This is a genomic window from Hymenobacter caeli (assembly GCF_013294115.1).
In the GTDB taxonomy this organism is placed as follows: domain Bacteria; phylum Bacteroidota; class Bacteroidia; order Cytophagales; family Hymenobacteraceae; genus Hymenobacter; species Hymenobacter caeli.
Genome location: NZ_JABSNP010000009.1, coordinates 76,889 through 97,019, shown reverse-complemented (window position 1 = coordinate 97,019; position 20,131 = coordinate 76,889). Strand labels below are relative to the sequence as shown.

Here is a 20,131-nt window from a genome sequence, read left to right as displayed (position 1 = left end):
ACATTTAACCACGGAAAAACTGCCCCCCCCGCCCCCTGCTTATGCGCCCTGGTTTACGCTCCTGGAAATGCTTCATCGTGGCCGGACTGCTGGCGGGGCTGGGGGGCCCGGCGGCCCGCGCCCAGGGCTGCCCCGGGGCGGCGGCCTGCACCCCCGGCCGGGCCAGCGCCGCCCCGGCCACCGTGGCGGCCTTCAACATGGGCGTCCTCAACGTGACGCTGGGCACCCTCAACAACACCACGGCGGGGCAGGCCGACGGCTACCAGGACTACAGCTGCCGCACGCCCAGCACCGCCACGGCCGCCGCCCTGGCCGTGGGCCAGCGCTACACCCTCACGGTGCGTACCAGCCTCAACAACACCGAAACGGTGCTGGCCTGGATTGACTACAACAACGACGGGGCCTTCGACCCGGTGGCCGAGCTGGTGATGGCCGCCAACCCGGCCACCGGCACGGCCACGGCCGGCGGCCTGCACACCGCCGCGTTTGCCCCGCCGGCCACGGCCCACACCGGGGTGCCGCTGCGCCTGCGCGTGGCCGCCGACTACACCAACAGCCCCGTGCCCACGCCCTGCTCGACGCCCCAGTACTCGCAGGACGAGGACTACGCCGTGACGCTGGTGGCCAACACGGCCCCGCCAGTGGCGGCCTTCACCACCGACGGCCCCACCACCTGCTCGGGCTGCGTGCAGTTCACCGACGCCAGCCAGAACGTGCCCACGGCCTGGCGCTGGGATTTTGGCGACGGCAGCACCAGCGCCCTCCCGAGCCCCGGCCACTGCTTTGCCGCCGCCGGCACGTACCAGGTGCGGCTGACGGCCACCAACGCCAACGGCACCAGCACCAGCGCCGCCACCGCCATTACCTACAACGGCGCGGTACCGGGGGCCGCCACCTGCGCGCCGGCCACCACGGCCTACTGCTGCAACTACGGCGTGGTGCGGGTGCGGCTGGGCACCATTGATAATGCGTCGGCCGACGGCAGCGCGGGCTACCAGGACTTCACCTGCCCCCAGCAAACGTCCCTGACCGTGGGCGTGGCCTACCCGCTGCTGGTGACGACGGGCGGCACCGCCGCCCACGACACCCGCGTGTACCTCGACCTGAACAACGACGGGGCCTTTGCCGCCACCGAGCTGGTGGGCGAGGCCCTGAACACGGCCAGCCCCGTCTTTTCGCTACGCCTGCCGGCGGCGGCCGCGGCGGGCCGCCCGCTGCGCCTGCGCCTCGTGGCCGACTACGCGGGCAGCAACCCGCAGCCCTGCAAAAGCCCCCTGAACGGGCAGGTGGAAGACTACACCGTGGTGCCGCAGGCCAACCCCGACCCGCCGGTGGCCGCCTTTGCCTCGACCTACGTAAGCGGCGGCTGCGTGAACCCCGTGCAGTTCACCGACCAAAGCGCCAACGCGCCCACGGCCTGGCGCTGGGATTTCGGCGACGGCACCACCAGCACCTTGCAGAACCCCAGCCACCAGTTTGCCGCCGCGGGCGGCTACACCGTAGCCCTCGCGGCCACCAACGCCAACGGCACGGGCAGCACCTCGCAGGCGGGCTTCTTCATCAGCCTGCCCTGCCTGACCTACTGCGCCTCGAACGGGGCGGGGTTCACGGCCGGCACCCCCAGCCCTTTCTGGATAACGAACGTGGGCGCAACGCCGGGCGGCTTCGGCAACGCCAGCGGGCTGGAGCCCGGCGGCTACGGCAACTACACCGCCCAAACCATTACGCTGGCGGCGCGGGCCACGGCGGCCCTCACGGTGGCCACCAACCTCTACGTCACCCACCGCACCACGGCCTGGGCCGACCTGAACCAGGACGGCGTTTTTTCCAGCAACGAGCTGCTGTTCAACGTTTCCACCTACAACAACACCTATACGGGCACGTTTACGCTACCGGCCACGGCCCTGGCCGGCCCCACCCGCCTGCGGGTGGAGGTGACCCCGAACGCCACCCCGGCCCCCGACCCCTGCGCCGCCAACCTCGTGAACGGCGAGGTGGAGGACTACACCCTGGTCATCCAGCCGGCCACCGCCACGGCCACCGCGGCGGCCGCGGCCCTGCCCGGCCTCACGGTGGCCCCCAACCCCACCGCCGACGGCCGCCTGCGCCTGCGCCTGGCCGATGCCAGCGCCGCCGGCGCGTACGCCGCCGAGGTGCAAAACCTGCTGGGGGCCACCCTGCTGCGCATTGACCTGCGCCTGGCCCCGGGCACCGACGCCGCCCTGGACCTGGGGCCCCTGGCCGCGGGCGTGTACGTGCTGCGCCTGCGCGACGCCCGCGGCCAGGTGGCGGTGCGGCGCGTGGTGCGCGAGTAGCGGCGGGGCCCCGCCGGGGCCTTTTTGCCCGCCGCAGCGAGATTTTTTTAGATGCGTCTTCTTCTGCTGACTTTTTTATGGCAACACCCGTACTCCGGCGTTTTTGGAAATGGCTGCCGCTGCTGGCCCTGCTGGTGCTGGGCCTGGCCGGGCCGGCGCGGGCCACCCACCTGCTGGGCGGTGAAATGAGCTACCGCTACCTCGACGCCAACGGGCCCGCCGCCGCGCCGTTCCGCTACGAGATAATGGTGACGATTTACAACAACGCGCTGCTGGCCACCGCAACTACCCCGGCTCCTGCCGCGCCCAACGCTACCGCCATGGTGGGCATTTACAACCGCACCACCGGGGCCCAGATTGTGCTGAACCCGACCAACTACCCGCGCATCATCAGCCAAGGGGGGGCCCCGGGCTTCATGGACATCACCACCTACACCATCTCGGACCGGTTGCAGGCGTCCACGGGCGCGAACTGTACGGTGACGGGGCCCACCCAGCCGTTCCGACTCCAGAAGTTTGTGGGCGTGGTGAATTTGCCCGTGTCGTTCGACGGCTACTACGCCGTGTTCACGCGCAGCGCCCGCAACGTGGACGTCACCAACCTGAACACCGGCAACAACAACCAGCCCCTGACCTTGTACACGAGCATGGCCCCGGCCCTGCTGCCCAACCACGCCCCCGTGTTTGCCGACACGGCCGTGGCCATCGTGTGCCAGGGCGACACCACCATCAGCCTGAACAACGCAGTGGACGCCGACGGCGACCGGCTGGTGTACTCGTTTGGCACGCCCTACGGCGCGTTTCAGGGCTCGGGGCCGAACCTGCCCGTGGTGTTTCCGCCCCTGCCGCTGGCCATCGGCTACAACCCGGGCGGCTACTCGCTGGCCAACCCGCTGGGCACCGGGCCGGGCAACTTCGCGCTGCTCAACGCCAGCACCGGCGTGGCCCGCTACGGCGCGGCCACGCAGGGCAAGTACGTGGTGGCGGTGGACGTGGCCGAGTACCGCACCATCAACGGGCGGGAGGTGCTGATTGGCACCACGCGGCGCGACTTGCAGCTGGTGGTGGCCATGTGCCCCGCCACCCGGGCCCCGGTGCTGCCCTCGGCCCTCGCCACCCCGCGGGCCTACACCATCGAGGAAGGCCAGGCCCTGAGCATTCCCGTCACGGCCACCCAGCCCGACGGCCACCCGCTGGTGCTCACGGCCAACAGCGTGCTGCTCGACGGCGCGGGGGGCTTCAACGCCACGTTCAACGGCAACGCCGGCACGGTGGCCCCGGGCAACCTCACGGGCACGGCCACGGCCGCCGGCACCGGCACCGTGACGGGCACGTTCGTGTACAATTCGGCCTGCGGCGACGCCCGCGCCACGCCCTACGACGTGGCCCTGACCGTGAAGGACACCGGCTGCAACGGCAAAATCGCGGCCGACGTGCTGCGCATCACCGTGACGCGGGCAGTTGCCCCCACGGGCCTGGCCGGCGACGCCGCGGTGTGCCCCCAGACGGCGCACGCCTACACCGTGGGCGGGGGCAGCACCCCGGCCTACCGCTGGCGCGTGGTGGGCGGCACCTTCGTGGGCAGCGCCACCGGCGGCACGGTGCAGGTGCTGTGGGGCGCGGCCGGCCCCGGCCGGCTGGTGGCCCGGGGGGCCTCCGCCTACGGCTGCCTCACCGATTCGGTGGCCCTGCCGGTAACTGTCCTCCCGGCCGCCGCGCTGGCCGTGACGGGCAACCTGAGCGTGTGCCTGGGCGCTTCGACCACCCTGGCCGTGGCGGGCGGGGGCGGCCCGTACACCCTCACCGGGGGCGGCGCCACCCAGGCGGGCCCCGGGCCGTTCGTGGTGGCCCCCACCCAAACCACCGTGTACACCCTCACGGGCACGGCCCCGGCCGGCGGCTGCCCCGGCACGGCCCAGGTGACGGTGGCCGTGCTGCCGCTGCCCGTGGCGGTGCCGGGCAGCGCCGCCACCATCTGCTCGGGCGGCACTATCCAATTGGGCGGCCCGGCCGTAGCGGGCTACGCGTACCGCTGGTCGCCGGCCACGGGCCTCAGCAACCCGGCCATCGCCAACCCCACGGCCACGCTGGCCAACGCCACCGGCGCGCCCAGCACCACGGTTTATACCCTGACGGTTACTTCCGCCGCCAGCTGCACGGCCACGGGCACCGTGGCCGTCACCGTCAGCCCCGTGCCCACCGTGAGCGCGGGCCCGGCCCGCACCCTGTGCGCCGGCCAAACCGTGGCGCTGGGGGCCCCGGCCCAGGCGGGCTTCGCCTACGCCTGGACGCCGGCCGCCGGCCTGAGCAGCGCCACCGCGGCCCAGCCTGTGTACACGGCCGCTAACGCCACCAATGCCCCGGTGGTGGTGAAATTCCGCCTGGTGGCCACCACGGTCCAGGGCTGCCCGGCCCGCGACTCGGTGCTGGTGACGGTGAACCCGCTGCCGCCCCAGCGCACCATTACGGGGCCGGCGTTTATCTGCGACGCGGCCCAGGCCTTCACGGGCACCTACGCGGTGGCCGGGGCCAGCGCCACTGCTACCTACCAGTGGACGGTGGTGGGCGGCACCCTGCTCAGCGGGCAGGGCACGGGGCAGGTGGCGGTGCAGTTCGCGTCGGGGGCCCCGGCCCGGTCGCTGAGCGTGGTCGAAACGTCCGCGTTCGGCTGCACGGGCACGGCGGCGTCCAGCCTCAACATCCTGCTCGACCAGCCCACCATCGGCCTCACCACGGCTTCGGTAGATGCCACCAGCAACGCCCGCGTGGTGCTGGCCTACCGCGTGCCCAACGGCGGCAACACCCCCAACCAGGTGCAGGTGCTGCGCCGCGTGGCCGGCACCGGCGCGTTTGCCGTGGTGGGCACCACGGCCCCCACCGCCACCGCCTTCACCGACGCCAACGCCCTGGACGCCAACGCCAATTCCTACGAGTACCAGCTTTCCGTGGCCAACGGCTGCGGCACCGTGCTGGCCACCGCCGTGGCCCAAACCGTGCGCCTGCAAGCCACCGCCACGGCCGGCGCGGGCAGCTACCGCCAGGGCAGCGTGGCCCTGGCCTGGAACCCCTACGTGGGCTTCGCCGTGGGCGGCTACCGCCTCTACCGCCGCCTCGACGGTGGCCCGGCCGAGTTGCTGGCCACCGTATCGGCCACCACGCTCGCCTACGCCGTGCCCAACGGGGCCCCGGGCGCGAGCAGCGGCGCGGGTTTCGCGCAGGGCTTCCGGGTGGTGGCCTTCAGCACCGACGCCACGCCCCTGCTCTCAAACTCCAACGAGGCCACCGCGACGTTCGGCAGCCCGCTGGCGTTCTACAACGTCATCACCCCCAACGGCGACCACCGCAACGACCGCCTCGAAATCGACAACGTGGCCCTGTACCCCGGCAACACGCTCACCATTTTCAACCGCTGGGGCCGCGAGGTGTACACCACCGCCAACTACCAAAACACCTGGGGCGACGACGCCAGCGTGGCAGCCGGCATGTACTACTACCTCTTCAAGCTGCCCAACGGCACCAGCACCAAAGGCTGGGTAGAAGTAGTGAAGTGATTTCTGAACCGCAGATTAAGTGGATTTGATGGATAAGAACGGATTGTGAGAGGCACTAACCGGCCCACCTAGGGCCCCAAGATGGCCTCAAGAAATCCGTTCTTATCCGTTAAATCCACTTAATCTGCGGTTCAGGCATTCCGGGGGCTATTTTTGCAGCTCCTTATGAGCAAATTCAAAAATATCCCCGCCGAGCTGCTGCGCAACGTCAAAATTCAGGACATGGTGGCCGAGGGCAAGTGCCTGGTGCGCCTGGAGAACCTGGTAATTTTCGTGAGCCAGGTGGCCCCCGGCGACGTGGTGGACCTGCGCGTGACGAAGGCCAAGAAGAACTTTCTGGAGGCCGTGCCCACCAAGTTTCACCAGTACTCGGAGTTGCGGGTGGAGCCCTTTTGCCAGCACTTTGGCACCTGCGGCGGCTGCAAGTGGCAGCACCTAGGCTACGACGCGCAGCTGCGCTACAAGCAGCAGCAGGTGGAAGACCAGCTCACCCGCATCGGCAAGGTCGAGCTGCCCGAAATCGCCCAGATTCTGCCCTCGCCGGCCCGCACCTACTACCGCAACAAGCTCGAATTCACGTTCAGCGACAACGGCTGGCTGACCACTGAGCAGATCAACGACGACTCGCGCACCTACAACCGCGAGGTGGTGGGCTTCCACACCCCGGCCCGGTTCGACAAGATCATCGACGTGGAGCACTGCTGGTTGCAGCCCGAGCCGAGCAACGAAATCCGCCTCTTCATCCGCGCCTACGCCCACGAGCACGGTCTGGCCTTCAACAACCTAGTACGCCAAACCGGCCTGCTGCGCAACCTCATCGTGCGCACGGCCCAGAGCACCGGCGAGACGATGGTGATTTTGCAGTGCTACCGCGCCGACGACGCCATCGAGCCGCTGCTGGACGCGGTGCTGGCCAAGTTCCCCGCAATCACGTCGCTCAACTACGTACTGAACGACAAGGGCAACGAAACCTTCCACGACCTGGCGGTGGTGTGCTACCGCGGCAAGCCCTACATCGAGGAGGACATGGAAGGCCTGCGCTTCCGCATCGGCCCCAAATCCTTCTACCAAACCAACTCCGCCGGGGCCCACCAGCTGTATAAAGTGGCCCGCGACTTCGCCGATTTGCAGGGCAACGAGCTAGTGTACGACCTCTACACCGGGGCCGGCACCATCGCCAGCTTCGTGGCCAAACGGGCCCGCAAGGTCATCGGCGTAGAATATGTGGAGCAGGCCGTGGCCGACGCCCACGTGAACGCCGAAATTAACGGCATCACGAACACGGAGTTCTACGCTGGCGACATGAAGGACATCCTCACCGCCGCCTTCACCGAAACCCACGGCCGCCCCGACCTCATCATCACCGACCCGCCCCGCGCCGGCATGCACCCCGACGTGGTGCAGCGCCTGCTGGAGCTGCGCACCCCGCGCATCGTGTACATCAGCTGCAACCCCGGCACCCAGGCCCGCGACCTGGAATTATTAGACCCCGCCTACCGCGTAACCCGCGTGCAGCCCGTGGATATGTTCCCCCACACCCACCACGTGGAAAACGTGGTGCTGCTGGAGCTGCGGTAATTAGGTGGAGGCATCGTAATAGCCGTGCCGAAAGCAAATAATTGTTTCAGCTGGCTCTTCGAGTTCTTCAATGTCTTCTGTGTAGCAACCGATACCATTCTTGTAAGAAGTAAAGCCGCTTTCATCTTCTTCAAGTTCTTCATCTCTCTCGCGTACATAATCGAACAATTCGTTCAATGGTACTGGAAACAACTGTTTGCCTTGCCAGCTTACAATTGCTGGTTTGGTGAATTCGACTGCTACACAACTATCGTTTTCGTCGTAGATAATGAAAACCCCTGTTGCTTGAAAATAGTCAGTTAGTTCATATCCACCTCTCTTGAAAGAATTGGGTTCCTCAGCGAATAGTCTGCGAATAGCTTCGCGCTGAGTCCCAAATAGAATTGGCCCTGCTCCTTTGTAGGAATTGATTTCCCAAGTCATATCAATTGCTCTCGTTTCGCCGGCAAAGTAAGCCGCGTTTCATTTATATGGATTACTTCAACGACCCTGAACTGAACGGCAAATACCTCGGCACCATCACCAAGGATTTTGCCACCGTATCCGATACGCTGAAGGAGGCGTCGTACCAGATTCGCAAGCGCGACATCAGCAAGTATCCCATCTTCGTGTTTGCCAAGCAGGAGGTGCCGCTGGGCAGCCTGCTGGTGAATGCCGACGAGCTAAATTTGCAGTGGCACGTGTACGCCAGCTACGTCGAACTATTTATCCAGCAAGGCATTATCGGTGCCGATGGCATCGATAGTTTCGAGGAAAACTATAAAAACTCCGACGAGTTTTGCTGCCTGTTTGTGCTGGATGAGGAATTCACAAAGTTTGTATTTGTGCCGTACCCGGAGGATTAATTTCTTCCTTCTGTCATCCTGAACGCAGTGAAGGATCTGAGGACAGCGAAACGGGACGCAGTAATTAATTACTGCGTCCCGTTTCGCTGTCCTCAGATCCTTCACTGCGTTCAGGATGACAGAGGGGAGCCGGTGACTGCTACCTTAAAACGCTTTCCAGCCTTGGGCTTGCAGGGGCACGGCTTGGCCGGCTTTGGTGACGAGATTCACGGCGTCGCTTTTCTCGGTGAGGTGGCCGATGATGGTGATGTCGGGGTGGTTTTTGATTTTCTCGTAGGCCGCGAGGGGCAGCGTGAAGAGCAGCTCGTAGTCCTCGCCGCCGTTGAGGGCGCAGGTTAGCGGGTCGAGGTTGAACTCGGCGGCGGCTTCGAGCGTGGGGTTGGCCACCGGAATGTTGTCGGTGAACACCCGGGCCCCCGTGCCGCTGGCGGCGCACAGGTGCATCACCTCCGAGGCCAGGCCGTCGGACACGTCGATCATGCTGGTAGGAGTCAGGCCCAGCTCGCGCAGCTCGTGCACCACATCGAGGCGGGCTTCGGGGCGGAGCTGGCGCTGCACCACGTACTCATAGTTGCCCAGTTCGGGCTGGGCCTCGGGGTCGGCCAGGAACACCTGTTTCTCGCGCTCCAGCACTTGCAGGCCCAGGTAGGCCCCGCCGAGGTCGCCGCTCACGCAGAGCAGGTCGGTGGGCTGGCCGCCCGAGCGGCGCACGGCCTGGCCAGCGGGCACCTGGCCCAGTACCGTGATGGCCAGCGTGAGGCCGGCGCGGGTGGTGGTGGTGTCGCCGCCCACCAGGTCCACGCCGTAGGCCTCGCAGGCCAGGCGCAGGCCCTCGTACAGCTCCTCCACGGCCTCCACCGAGAAGCGGGCGGGCACGGCCAGGCCCACCACGAGCTGGGTGGGCAGGGCGTTCATGGCGGCAATGTCGGACACGTTCACGGCCACGGCCTTGTAGCCCAGGTGCTTGAGGGGGCAAAACGTGAGGTCGAAGTGCACGCCTTCCACCAGCAGGTCGGTGGTCATCACCACTTCCTGGCCGGCGGTGGGGGCCAGGATGGCGGCGTCGTCGCCGATGCCGAGCACGGTGCCGGGCTGGGTGAGCGTAATTTTCTGCTGGAGGCGGCGGATGAGGCCAAATTCGCCGAGGGCGTGGAGCGGGGTGAGGTCGGGCATGGGCGGAGCGCGGGGAAACGGGCCGGTGGCGGCCCGGCCCCAAAGGTACGGCCGGGGCCCCCCGGGGCGTTTGGCCGGGGGCCCTGGGGGGACGCGGGGAGTGTGGGGAGGGACTGGTTGACGCTGTTCGGGCAGTTTGGACATTCACTATTGAACGTCCTGACGATTTCCTGGGCAACCTACCCTTCGCCCGCACTCCTTCTCCTACCCTCCTATCCGCCCCACTCCCGCCTACCCCCACACCCTCCTACCCTCCAAAAACCTTCCGCGCGGATACCGGGCGGCTACCTTTGCCGTTGTCATTCCAACCATTTCTACCCGTCGTTATGCCGCGCCTGCTTCGTTCCGCTTTTCCCCTTAAATCCGTGCTGAGCGGCCTGCTGCTGGTGGTGGCCTGCGCCGCTTCGTGCAAGCGCGACGGCGGTACCCGCGCCGCGGCCGCCGACCCCGCTTCGGCCACCGCCGTGCAGTCGCAGCTGACGGTGCTGCGCGACTCGGCCGACGCCAAGTGGCGCACGATGGTGGCCAGCGACGACCAGAAAATTGGCCTCACGCGCCTGCTGCTGCGCGAGCTGGCGCAGCAGCCCGGGTTCGACAAGGCCCGGCTCGAAGCCCTGGGCACGGCCAACGCCCGCCTCAAGGCCCGCCGCTACACCCAAACGGCGCTGCCCTCGGCCCAAATCGACGCCTACGACGCCGCCCAGGACTCGCTGCTGCACGTGCTGCTGCCGCTGGCCGCGCCGGGCGGGGCCGCCCCCACCGACAATGCCCGCAACTTCGTGGAGGGCCTCCAGCAGCTCGACGCCGGCGTGGTGGGCTACCGGGTGCAGTACGACCGCGCCGCCAAGCAATACAACACCTACCTGGCCCTGCACCAAGCCGACGTGGCCCACTTCGGCGGCAAGTACCCGGTACCGCAGCCGCTGCCGCTGTTCACCATTCAGTAGGGCCCGGCCAATAAAGCCAGGAGAAGGGTAATTGACTGGAAGGCCGTAACTTTCAAGCGGATGCATCGCCCGAAAGGCGCGGCTCCTTGGTCAATTCCCTCTTTTTTTCCCTGTTCCCATGCGCAATTCTACGCCTGCTTTTCGTCGCCTGCTGCCCCTGGTGGCCCTGGGCACCCTCCTGCTCACTTCCTGCTGGAGCAAGGAGGGCGACCCCCGGCCCAACGGCCAGTGCGGCAAGTCCAAAACCCCCACGGCCTCGACTGGCAGCACCGGCGGCAACAACTAGCCGCGCCCGGCAGTTGGGCAGGGATGAAACGAATCATTGACGCGGTGTACCCGTACTTCGAGCGCACCATCTTTGGTGCGCTCATTTTCATTATGATGGGCGTCATCCTGCTGGCCACTGCCAAGTACGCCTACGACATTTACCTGAGCATTCGCAGCTATTTCCACCCCGATGCCTCCATCGATTACCTCCAGCGCGTCATGCACGAGGTCTTCGGCGGGTTCCTCATCATCGTGCTGGGCGTCGAACTGATTGGGTCGATTCGAACCTATTTCCAGGACCACGTCATCAAAACCGATGTGGTATTCCAGGTGGCCATCATCGCCGTGTCGCGGCACGTCATCCAGATGGATTTCGACAAGGCCAACCCCCTCACGCTGCTGGGGCTGGGGTTCCTGGCCATCGCCCTCACGGCCGGCTATTCCATCTACCGGCGCATCGAGCTGAAGCCCCCGAAAGAAAATGCCCCGGCCGGCAACAACTGATGCGCTTCCCGGCTACGGGCACCGCACCGGCACGCCGGGCGGCGTAAAGGCGGGGTTCATCCAATAATCAGGTGGGTTGGCAGATTGTGCGCAACGACCCGCGGTTCGCCGGCGTTTCAAGCCAATAAGAACTTCGGTTAGTTCTGCACTTTGCCACTTAATCCGTCCCGACATGTCCATTTTTTCATTTCGCCGCTTGTTGCCGCTGGCCCTGGTGGTGGCGGGCAGCTTTGCCATTACCTCGTGCGTGGTGCACGAGCGCCGCCCCGGCTACGGCCGCGAGCACCACGACCGGCACGACCGCCGCGACGATCACCGCGACTACGACCGCCACTAACCCTTGCCACGACTGGTAATAGTTTCAATCAAAAAAGCCGCCCGGATTACTCCAGGCGGCTTTTTTGATTGAAACTATCGTCGTTTACAACGCCGCCATTTCCTCGCGCACGAAGTCGGCCAGGGTGCGCAGGTAGTCGGTGCTGAAATCGAAGCGGATGCCGGCAGCGGCGTAAATCTGGCCGATGGGCGCGGTGTAGCCCAGGGCCAGGGCGCGCTTATAGGCGGCCAGGCCCTCGGCGGGGTCCTGGCGGTAGTGCCGCCACACGGCAATGGCCCCGAGCTGGGCCATGGCGTACTCGATGTAGTAAAAGGGCACTTCGTAGAGGTGCAGCTGCTTCTGCCAGAGGTAGGGCTTGATGTTCTCCAGGCCGTACCAGTCCACGGTGCGCTGGTTGAATTCGTCAAAAATCTCCGTCCAGCGGTGGTGGCGCTCGGCTTCGGTGTGCTGCGGGTGCTCGTAAATCCAGTGCTGGAACTTGTCGATGGTGGCCACCCAGGGAAAAGTTTCGAGCACGCTTTCGAGGTGGGTTTTCTTGGCCCGGCGCAGGTCCTCCGGGTTTTCAAAAAACACGTGCCACTGGTCCATGCTAATCAGCTCCATGCTCATCGAAGCCAGCTCGGCCACTTCGGACGGCGGGTGCTTGTCGGCCCCCAGCGCCAGGTGGCGCGTGAGGAAGCTGTGCACGGCGTGGCCGCCCTCGTGCAGCATGGTCACCACGTCGCGCAGGCTGCTGGTGGCGTTCATGAAGATGAAGGGCACGCCGGTTTCATCCAGCGGGTAGTTGTAGCCGCCGGGGGCCTTGCCCTTGCGGCTTTCCAGGTCGAGCTGGCCCATCTGGCGCATCGTGCGCAGGCAGTCGCCCAGGTACGGGTCGAGGGCCTGGAACACGGCAATGGTCTTCTCCAGCAGCTCCGCGCCGGTGGCGAAGGGGCGCAGCGGCGGCTGCCCGCTGGGGTCCACGTCGAGGTCCCAGGGGCGCAGGGCGTGCTGGCGCAGGTCCTGGCGGCGCTCCAGGTCGAGGTCGTCAATCAGGGGCACCACCGTTTCGCGGATGGCGCGGTGGAAGTTGAAGCAGTCCTGGGCCGTGTAGTCGAACCGGCCCAGCGCGGCGAACATATAGTCGCGGAAGTTCTCGAACCCGGCGTTCAGGGCCACCTGGTTGCGCAGGCCCACCAACTCCGTGAACAGCGCGTCGAGGGCCACGGCGTCTTGCAGGCGGCGCTGCTGCACGGCCCGCCAGGCGGTTTCGCGCACGGCCCGGTCGGGGCTCTTGAGGCGGTCGGCGGCCTGGGGCAGCGTCAGCTCCTGGCCGTCGAGGGTCACGGTCATGGCCCCGGCGGTGGCGGCGTACTGCTGCTGCTTGGTGCTGATTTCGGTTTTGAGCGGGATGTTCTCCACCCGGTAGATTTCCGAGGCCCGGCGCACCGAGCGCAGGAACACGCCGTAGCGCTTTTCGTCGAGCCCGCCGAGGTAGGGCGAGGCCAGCATCTTCTCGTTGAGGGCGTGGTCGTAGGGGGCCACGCGGGGCTCAATCTCGTTCACGAAGTACTGAAAGGCTTCAGAGCGGCCCGCGTCCTGGGTGGCGCAGGTCATGCGGATGTAGCGCCAGGCCAGGTCCTCGCTCAGCACCGCTTCCAGTTCTGAGCGGTCGAGCAGCCAGCGCTCCAGCGCGTCGGCCGAGGCCACGGGCCGGGCTTCCAGCTCCTGGAAGTAGGTTTCCAGCGCGGCCCAGTCGGTCACCTGAAAATCTTCGGGCACGTAGTGGCGCGGGGGGCGCTGGGTGTCGGTGGCCGAGGCGGCCGTGGGTTCGGCGGTAAGCAGCATGGGCAGTGTGGTAGTGGACGCCCGGAGCGTCGGGGAATAAACCAAATTTTTCTTTACGCAGCAATAGCCGCGCCGAACGGCCCCCCGGGGAACAAATCTTGCGGCGGTAAGTTAAGCGCGACCGGGCGCTTCCCCAAAAAGCGGGGGCGGCGGCTAGCCAATCTCAATCACCACGTCGTCGGTTTGGGGGTGCGCCACGCAGGTCAGGATGTAGCCCTGCTTCAGCTCCGAGTCCGAGAGGCCCTCGCGCTCGTCGAGGTGCACCTTGCCGCTCAGGCACTTGCCCCGGCAGGCGGTGCACACGCCGGCCTGGCACGAGTAGGGCAGGTCGATGTCCTGGTCGAGGGCCGCGTCGAGAATCGTGACGCCGGCGGGAATGGCCACCACGTACTCGGCCCCCTCGTACTGAATGGTGACGCGGCGGGCCCCGGCGGGCGCATCGGCCGCGCTGGCCGACACGTCGCCGTGCAGGCCGGCGGCCGCCACGGCGGCTTCCTCGAACGCGCTGGTCGAGGCGGCGAAGCTCTCGGAGTGGATGCGGCCCTCGGGCACGCCCAGCAGGGCAAACGCGGCCCGGGCCTCGGCCATCAGCCCCTCGGGCCCGCAAATGAAGTACTCGGCCTGTTCGGCCGGGAACTGGTGGCGCTGCTCCAGGATGCGCAGCAGCGTGGTGCGGTTGAGGCGGCCGGTGTGCTGGTGGGGCCCGGCGGGCCGCAGCGGCTGGCTGTACACGTGCTCCACCTGCAGGCGGCCGCGGCTGCCGGCCTCCAGCTGCGCGAGCTGGTCCTGGAAGATGACGTTTTCCTCGTTGCGGTTGCCGTAGATGAGCAGCACGTGGCTGGCGGGCTCGCCGTGCAGCACGGCCTTGAGCATGGCCATGAGCGGCGTGATGCCCGAGCCGGCCCCCACCAGCACCAGCGAGCGGGCCGCCTTGGGGCTGGGCTTGAGGGTGAAGTTGCCGAGCGGGTTCATCACTTCGAGCGGCTGGCCCACGCGCACGGTGTCAAGCAGGTAGTTGCTGACCAGGCCGCCGGTAACGCGCTTCACCGTGACGGACAGGCGCGGGGCCTCGTGCGGGGTGCTGCTGAGCGAGTAGGCCCGGCGCTCCTTTTTGCCGCCGGGGCCGCAGGGCAGAATCAGGGTCAGGAACTGGCCGGGCTGGGCCGCGACGGGCTGCCGGTCGGGCCGCTCCAGGTGGATGGTGATGGCATCGGGCGTTTCCTGGGTCAGCGCAACTACGGTCAGGGTTTGGTACATCGGGGGGAATAGGTAATGGACAAGGAAGCGGGGCGGGGCCCGGCGTCTGTAACAGCGAAGTCCCGGAATTGTCGCGCGGCGGGCCGCTGGCCGGCCGGGAACCGGGCCACAAAAGTAACTTGCCGCGGCCCCGGCGGTTTGCCCACGCCGCGCGGCCGCCAAAATTTTGCCCGCCATGCCCGATTCTTTCCTCCGCGCCCTGGCGCAGGCCCCGGCCGCGCCGGTGCTGCCCGTGCCCCTGGGGGCCCCCAGCGCGGCCCGCCTCGATTTCACCGCCGCCAACCCCCTGCTCACGCCCGAGCACCTGCGCGACACCCCCGCCTTCGACCGGGTGGTGCAGCAGATGCTGGCCGCCCAGCACGCCGCCACCGGCCTCGGCGGCTACCTCGAAAACCGCGTCATCTACCGCCGCAGCGCCCATTTCGGGGGCCCCGGGCAGGCCCGCTCCCTGCACCTGGGCGTGGACGTGTGGGTGCTCGCCGGCACGCCCGTGGCCGCGCCGCTGCCCGCCACCATCCACAGCCTGGCCGACAACGACAACTTCGGCGACTACGGCCCCACGGTCATCTTGCAGCACGCGCTGGCGGGCACCACGTTCTACAGCCTCTACGGCCACCTGGGCCGCCGGGAGTGGCAGCAGCTGCGGCCGGGCCAGGCGCTGGCGGCCGGCGAGGCCTTCGCCACTGTGGGCCCCTACCCCGAAAACGGCGACTGGCCCCCGCACCTGCACTTCCAACTAATGCTGGACCTGCAAGGCCGTCAAGGGGATTTCCCCGGCGTGGCCCGGGTGGAGGAGCGGGCGCACTGGGCGGCGCTGTGCCCCGACCCAAATCTAATTTTGCGGAGCCGCTTAATATGACATTTGCCTGCTCGGGCTCTAATCCACGGAGAGTACCTCTACCTGGTTGTCGATTTTTACAGCGATGCGCTTGGTTTGCGGATTGAACACGATGGCCGGCACGAAATCGAGGTAGCGGATGATGGACGAGCTTTGCCGGCCGGTATTCAGCAATTCCAGCTTTGCCAGCACCTCCCCGGTTTTGATATCGATGATTTTGGGGTATTGGTAGAGGTCCCAGGCCCGGTTTTCGTCGATGGGAAACACATTGCCGAACGGCCACGGAGAGCTTACGGCGGGGGAGAATTCCTTGGTTTCCACGTTCCAAACGGCCAGGCGGCCCGGCGGCAGGGCATCGACCTCGTCCTCGTCTTCGTCCTCCTGCGCACTGTCTTCCCCGGAAGCTACCAGCAAAACGGTGTTGTTCGTGACGAAGCCGGCCGAGCTGATTTCGCTGCCCGTTTCGGGGCTCATTTCCAGGCAGTTGTCCAGCAGCAGCGGGTCGCGCAGGCACGCCCAAATGTCGAACACCTGGATGCCGTTCCACGGGTGCCAGTACCAGCCCTTGCTCATCAGGTAGGTGCCGCCGGGGCTGATTTCCAGCCGGGAATGAAAGAAGTCGGTCGGGCTGCGGGCCGGAGTGTTGGTGACCAGCTCGCCGGTTTCCACGTTTTCAAAATCGAGCTGGCAGTACTCCACCGGGCAATGCACCAGGTAAGTAGTGCCCTCCACCGTGACGAAGGCCGCCGGGTACTCGTAGGTTTCGGCGTGGTAATACGAGCGGTTGATTTCCCGCAGCATTTCCCCGTTTTTCAGCAGCAAGCCCTTGGTGCCGAGCTTCTGGTAAAGGAAAGCGTACTGGCCATCGGTCGAAGTCAGGGCCCGGTCGAAACTAAAGGAGTAGTGAGATTCCCCCAGCTGGCGGCGCTCGCCATCCAGGCCGTAGAGCTGCCCGGCGCAGGCCCAGTCCACGAGGGCATCACCCACCCAAGCGATGGTTTGCAGGCCGGGAGCTTCCAGGGTTTGGTGACGCATCTACTAGAAAACATTTAATAAAACATTTAATCGAACTTGATGGCCACCACCGGCTTAATCCGCGAGATTAAGTACGTGGGGATGAGGATGGCCAGCAGGGTGGTGCCGAAGGTGGCCACGTTGAGGATGAGCAGCACCTTGAAGTCCCAGAAAATCGGCACCCGGTCCATGTAGTAGTTCTGGGGGTCGAGGGGGATGAGCTTGAAGAAGTACTGCACAGCGCAGAAGCCCAGGCCCACCACGTTGCCGATGACCATGCCGCGGACCGTGAGCGAGAGGCCCCGGAAAAAGAACATCTGCCGAATCTGGTTATCGGTCGCGCCCAGCGCCTTCAGGACGCCAATCATGTTGGTGCGCTCCAGAATCATGATGAAAATGGTGGCCACCATGTTGAACGTGGCCACGAAAATAATCAGCACCAGAAAGATGATGACGTTGCGGTTCAGCAGCTGCAGCCAGTCGAAGAGCTGGGCGTACTGGTCGGTGATCTTGTCGATTTTGAGGTCGTAGGGCAGCGCCTCGTAGAGCTGTTCGGCGGTGCGGTCGAGGCGCTTGAAGTCCTTGAGCACCACCTCCAGGCCGCCCACCAGCGAGTCGGGCCAGGCGTTCAGCTCGCGCACCTGGCGGATGTCGCCCACCACGTAGGCCTCGTCGAACTCGTCGAGCCCGGTCTGGTAAATGCCGCTCACGCGGAAGCGCCGGATGCGGGGCGGGTTCTGAATGAAATAAAACAGTGCCTCGCTGCCCACGGCCAGGTTCAGCTTGTTGGCCATTTTGCGCGAGAGCAGCACGTCGTTGCTCGCCGAGTCGGCGGGGAAGCCCAGAAACCGGCCCGCCACCAGGTTCTGGCGCATGGGCGAGGGGCCGCCGTGCTCGTCGATGCCCTTCATCACCACGCCCAGCACCTCGTCGGGGGTTTTGATGATGGCCGTTTTGTAGGCGTAGGGCTGCACCGTTTTCACCTGCCCGAACCGGCGCAGGCGCTGCTCCACCGAGGGGGCCCCGATGGGGGCCACTTCAAGCGAGTTGTTGGTGTCGTAGCGCGAAATCTGGAGGTGGGCCCCGAACGAGAAAATCTTGCTCTGAATTTCGTTGCGGAACCCTTGCAGGATGGCAAACGACACAATCATCACGCCCAGCCCCATGGCGATGCTGATGATGGCTATTTTTGTGACCGACGAAGTAAAGGAGCTAGAGTCGGCCCCTCCGTCGATTTTCTGCGATATGTAGCGGGCAACGTTCATGCGGTGGCGTAAAGCTACGCAGATTGCGGACCCCCAAACCCGGACTTTTGGCTTTTTACGCAAACTACCCGGCTGCCGGTATGCTCGTCCTTAATTCAACCCAACTCCTGGCCTTGCTGCTGGCGCTGCGCACCTGCGGGGCCCCGGGCCCCCGCCCACCCGCCGCGCCCGGGGCCCCGGCCACCGCGGCCGCGCCCGTGGTGGGGGCCGCCCGGCTGGCCCGCTACCTGCCGCTGCTGCGCGGCCAGCGCGTGGGCCTGGTCGTCAACCAGTCGAGCCGCGTGGGCCGCGCCTACCTCGTGGACACGCTGCGCAGCCGGGGCGTGCACGTGACGGCCATCTTCGCGCCCGAGCACGGCTTCCGGGGCGAGGCGGCCGACGGGGCCACCATCCAGGACGGGCGCGACGCCCGCAGCGGCGTGCCGGTGCGCTCGGTGTACGGCAAAACCAAGAAGCCCACCCCCGAAATGCTGGCCGACGTGGACGTGCTGGTGTTTGACATCCAGGACGTGGGGGCCCGGTTCTACACCTTCATCAGCACCCTGCACCTGGTGATGGAAGCCGCCGCCGAGCAGGGCAAAGCCGTCGTCGTGCTCGACCGGCCCAACCCCAACGGCAGCGCCGTGGACGGCCCCGTGCGCGAGCCGGCCCAGGCCTCGTTCGTGGGCCAGGACGCGCTGCCCGTCGCCCACGGCCTCACGGTGGGCGAGCTGGCCAAGATGATCAACGGGGAGCACTGGCTGGCCGGCGGCCGGCGCTGCCGCCTCACGGTGGTGCCGCTGGGCCCCGGCTACACCCACGCCACGCCCTACGCCCTGCCCGTGCGGCCCTCGCCCAACCTGCCCACGCCCCACGCCGTGGCCCTCTACCCCACGGTGTGCCTGTTCGAGGGCACCAACGTGAGCGTGGGCCGCGGCACCGATTTCCCGTTCGAGGCCATCGGGGGGCCCGCGCAGCCGGCCAGCCGGCCGTTCTCGTTCACCCCCCGGCCCAACGCCGGCTCGCCCGCGCCGCCGCTCAACGGCCAGCTGTGCTACGGGCTGGATTTGCGCGGGGCCCCGGTGCCGCCCACCGGCTTCTCGGTGCAGTACCTGCTCGATTTCTACCGCCAAAGCACCGACCAGGAGCATTTTTTCACCAAGTACTTCGAGCAGCTGAGCGGCACCCCGGCCTTGCGCGCGCAAATCATCGCCGGCCGCTCCGAGGCCGACATCCGCGACTCTTGGGAGCCCGCGCTGGGCCGCTACAAGCAACTGCGCCGGAAGTATTTGCTGTACCCGGAGCGGTGAGGCTTTTGGTGACGGTGGAAAATTGATAAAAAAAGGCCGTCATGCTGAGCGCAGCCGAAGCATCTCTCCCACTGACTAATCTTGATTACTGCCGCAGTAGAGATGCTTCGGCTGCGCTCAGCATGACGGCCTTTTTTAACCCAAATAATTAAGCAAATACCTTTTCTATATGCTGAACATCGTTTTCATGGGCACGCCCGATTTTGCAGTGCCCACCCTGGAAGCCCTGCTGGGCTGGCCGGGCGGCCGGGTGGTGGCCGTCGTCACGGCCCCCGACCGGCCCGCCGGGCGCGGCCGCCAACTCCAGGCCTCGGCCGTGAAGGCGGCCGCCGAAGGCCACGGCCTGCCCGTGCTGCAACCCACCAACCTGAAATCGCCCGAATTTCAGGCCGAATTAAAAAGCTACGGCGCGGACGTGCAGGTGGTGGTGGCGTTTCGGATGCTGCCCGAAGCGGTGTGGGCCATGCCCCGGCTGGGCTCGATTAACATCCATGCCTCGCTGCTGCCGCAGTACCGGGGCGCGGCCCCCATCAACTGGGCCCTCATCCGGGGCGAGACGGAAACCGGCGTCAGCAGCTTCTTTCTGCGCCACGAAATCGACACCGGCGACCTCATTTTCCAGGACCGCGTGGCCATCGCGCCCGCCGACGATTTCGGCACGCTCTACGAAAAGCTGAAGCTGGCCGGGGCCCTGCTGGCCCGCCGCTCGGTGGAGGCCCTGGCGGCCGGCACGGCCCCCGCCCTGCCCCAGCAAACGGGCGGCGACCTGCGCCCGGCCCCCAAAATCGACAAGGAAACCGGCCGGCTCGACTTCACCCAATCGGCCGTCGATTTGGTGAACCGGGTGCGGGGCCTCTCGCCCGTGCCCGCGGCCTTCGCGCCGCTGCCCGACGGCCGCACGCTCAAAATATTCCGCGCCGAAGCCCTGCCCGCCGCCTCCGAAGAAGCGCCCGGCACCTGGGCCACCGACGGCCGCCGCTACCTGCGCGTGCGGGCCGCCGACGGCTGGCTCGGCCTGCTCGACGTGCAGGCCGAAGGCAAGAAGCGCCTGGGCGTGGAGGAGTTTCTGCGGGGCAATAAAATCAATTAATGGTAGGCAAACAGTGGGTAATTATTTCGGCTGT

The 20,131-nt window shown here is 66.6% G+C and carries 17 protein-coding genes; 11 read left to right on the top strand and 6 right to left on the bottom strand.

Translation table 11 applies throughout. The features are described from left to right. Positions 1 to 41: 41 nt before the first annotated feature. From HNP98_RS11150 to rlmD, 3 genes are all read left to right on the top strand, one after another. On the top strand, positions 42 to 2,315 hold the full coding sequence (locus HNP98_RS11150) for a GEVED domain-containing protein (RefSeq protein ID WP_173810149.1): 2,274 nt from the start codon (positions 42 to 44) through the stop codon (positions 2,313 to 2,315). 77 nt (positions 2,316 to 2,392) lie between these two features. Then, positions 2,393 to 5,866, top strand: coding sequence for a gliding motility-associated C-terminal domain-containing protein (locus tag HNP98_RS11145; RefSeq protein WP_173810148.1), 3,474 nt, complete (start codon positions 2,393 to 2,395; stop codon positions 5,864 to 5,866). A 165-nt stretch (positions 5,867 to 6,031) separates the two neighbouring features. Beyond that, positions 6,032 to 7,444, top strand: a complete 1,413-nt coding sequence (gene rlmD / locus HNP98_RS11140; RefSeq protein ID WP_173810147.1) for a 23S rRNA (uracil(1939)-C(5))-methyltransferase RlmD — start codon at positions 6,032 to 6,034, stop codon at positions 7,442 to 7,444. Here rlmD and HNP98_RS11135 read toward each other — a convergent pair whose 3' ends face one another. Further along, entirely contained in the window at positions 7,445 to 7,867 is a 423-nt protein-coding gene (locus HNP98_RS11135; RefSeq protein ID WP_173810146.1) for a hypothetical protein, read from the bottom strand. Positions 7,868 to 7,914: 47 nt separating this feature from the next. On the opposite strand from HNP98_RS11135, the gene HNP98_RS11130 reads away from it, so the two are divergent. Then, complete coding sequence (locus tag HNP98_RS11130; protein WP_173810145.1) at positions 7,915 to 8,289, top strand: hypothetical protein; 375 nt, start codon at positions 7,915 to 7,917, stop codon at positions 8,287 to 8,289. A 144-nt stretch (positions 8,290 to 8,433) separates the two neighbouring features. Here the strand turns inward: HNP98_RS11130 and thiL are convergent, their stop codons facing one another. Then, positions 8,434 to 9,462, bottom strand: coding sequence for a thiamine-phosphate kinase (thiL, locus tag HNP98_RS11125; protein ID WP_173810144.1), 1,029 nt, complete (start codon positions 9,460 to 9,462; stop codon positions 8,434 to 8,436). Positions 9,463 to 9,788: 326 nt separating this feature from the next. Between thiL and HNP98_RS11120 the strand changes: the two genes are divergently transcribed. The 4 genes from HNP98_RS11120 (at position 9,789) to HNP98_RS11105 (ending at position 11,517) form a co-directional block, all read left to right on the top strand. Beyond that, positions 9,789 to 10,409: a Clp protease/crotonase-like domain-containing protein gene (locus HNP98_RS11120; protein ID WP_173810143.1), complete on the top strand. Its 621-nt coding sequence runs from the start codon at positions 9,789 to 9,791 to the stop codon at positions 10,407 to 10,409. A gap of 118 nt (positions 10,410 to 10,527) precedes the next feature. Beyond that, complete coding sequence (locus HNP98_RS11115) at positions 10,528 to 10,695, top strand: hypothetical protein (RefSeq protein WP_173810142.1); 168 nt, start codon at positions 10,528 to 10,530, stop codon at positions 10,693 to 10,695. 23 nt (positions 10,696 to 10,718) lie between these two features. Further along, complete coding sequence (locus tag HNP98_RS11110) at positions 10,719 to 11,180, top strand: phosphate-starvation-inducible PsiE family protein (RefSeq protein ID WP_173810141.1); 462 nt, start codon at positions 10,719 to 10,721, stop codon at positions 11,178 to 11,180. Between the two features lie 172 nt (positions 11,181 to 11,352). Further along, positions 11,353 to 11,517, top strand: a complete 165-nt coding sequence (locus HNP98_RS11105; RefSeq protein WP_173810140.1) for a hypothetical protein — start codon at positions 11,353 to 11,355, stop codon at positions 11,515 to 11,517. An 84-nt stretch (positions 11,518 to 11,601) separates the two neighbouring features. Here HNP98_RS11105 and HNP98_RS11100 read toward each other — a convergent pair whose 3' ends face one another. Together HNP98_RS11100 and HNP98_RS11095 are read right to left on the bottom strand one after the other, a co-directional pair. Beyond that, positions 11,602 to 13,344 (bottom strand): M3 family oligoendopeptidase, encoded by a 1,743-nt coding sequence (locus HNP98_RS11100; RefSeq protein ID WP_173810139.1) that lies wholly within the window; start codon positions 13,342 to 13,344, stop codon positions 11,602 to 11,604. Between the two features lie 153 nt (positions 13,345 to 13,497). Continuing rightward, positions 13,498 to 14,601, bottom strand: coding sequence for a ferredoxin--NADP reductase (locus HNP98_RS11095; RefSeq protein WP_173810138.1), 1,104 nt, complete (start codon positions 14,599 to 14,601; stop codon positions 13,498 to 13,500). 175 nt (positions 14,602 to 14,776) lie between these two features. On the opposite strand from HNP98_RS11095, the gene HNP98_RS11090 reads away from it, so the two are divergent. Next, a complete protein-coding gene (locus HNP98_RS11090) occupies positions 14,777 to 15,460 on the top strand; it encodes a peptidoglycan DD-metalloendopeptidase family protein (RefSeq protein WP_173810137.1) in 684 nt (227 codons plus the stop codon). A gap of 18 nt (positions 15,461 to 15,478) precedes the next feature. On the opposite strand, the gene HNP98_RS11085 is transcribed toward HNP98_RS11090, so the two are convergent. After that, entirely contained in the window at positions 15,479 to 16,474 is a 996-nt protein-coding gene (locus HNP98_RS11085; protein ID WP_173810136.1) for a hypothetical protein, read from the bottom strand. 26 nt (positions 16,475 to 16,500) lie between these two features. Then, complete coding sequence (locus HNP98_RS11080; protein ID WP_173810135.1) at positions 16,501 to 17,718, bottom strand: ABC transporter permease; 1,218 nt, start codon at positions 17,716 to 17,718, stop codon at positions 16,501 to 16,503. Positions 17,719 to 17,798: 80 nt separating this feature from the next. Between HNP98_RS11080 and HNP98_RS11075 the strand changes: the two genes are divergently transcribed. Both HNP98_RS11075 and fmt read left to right on the top strand, forming a co-directional pair. Then, complete coding sequence (locus HNP98_RS11075; protein ID WP_173810134.1) at positions 17,799 to 19,007, top strand: exo-beta-N-acetylmuramidase NamZ family protein; 1,209 nt, start codon at positions 17,799 to 17,801, stop codon at positions 19,005 to 19,007. Between the two features lie 169 nt (positions 19,008 to 19,176). Beyond that, a complete protein-coding gene (gene fmt, locus HNP98_RS11070) occupies positions 19,177 to 20,097 on the top strand; it encodes a methionyl-tRNA formyltransferase (RefSeq protein ID WP_173810133.1) in 921 nt (306 codons plus the stop codon). Positions 20,098 to 20,131: the final 34 nt, after the last annotated feature.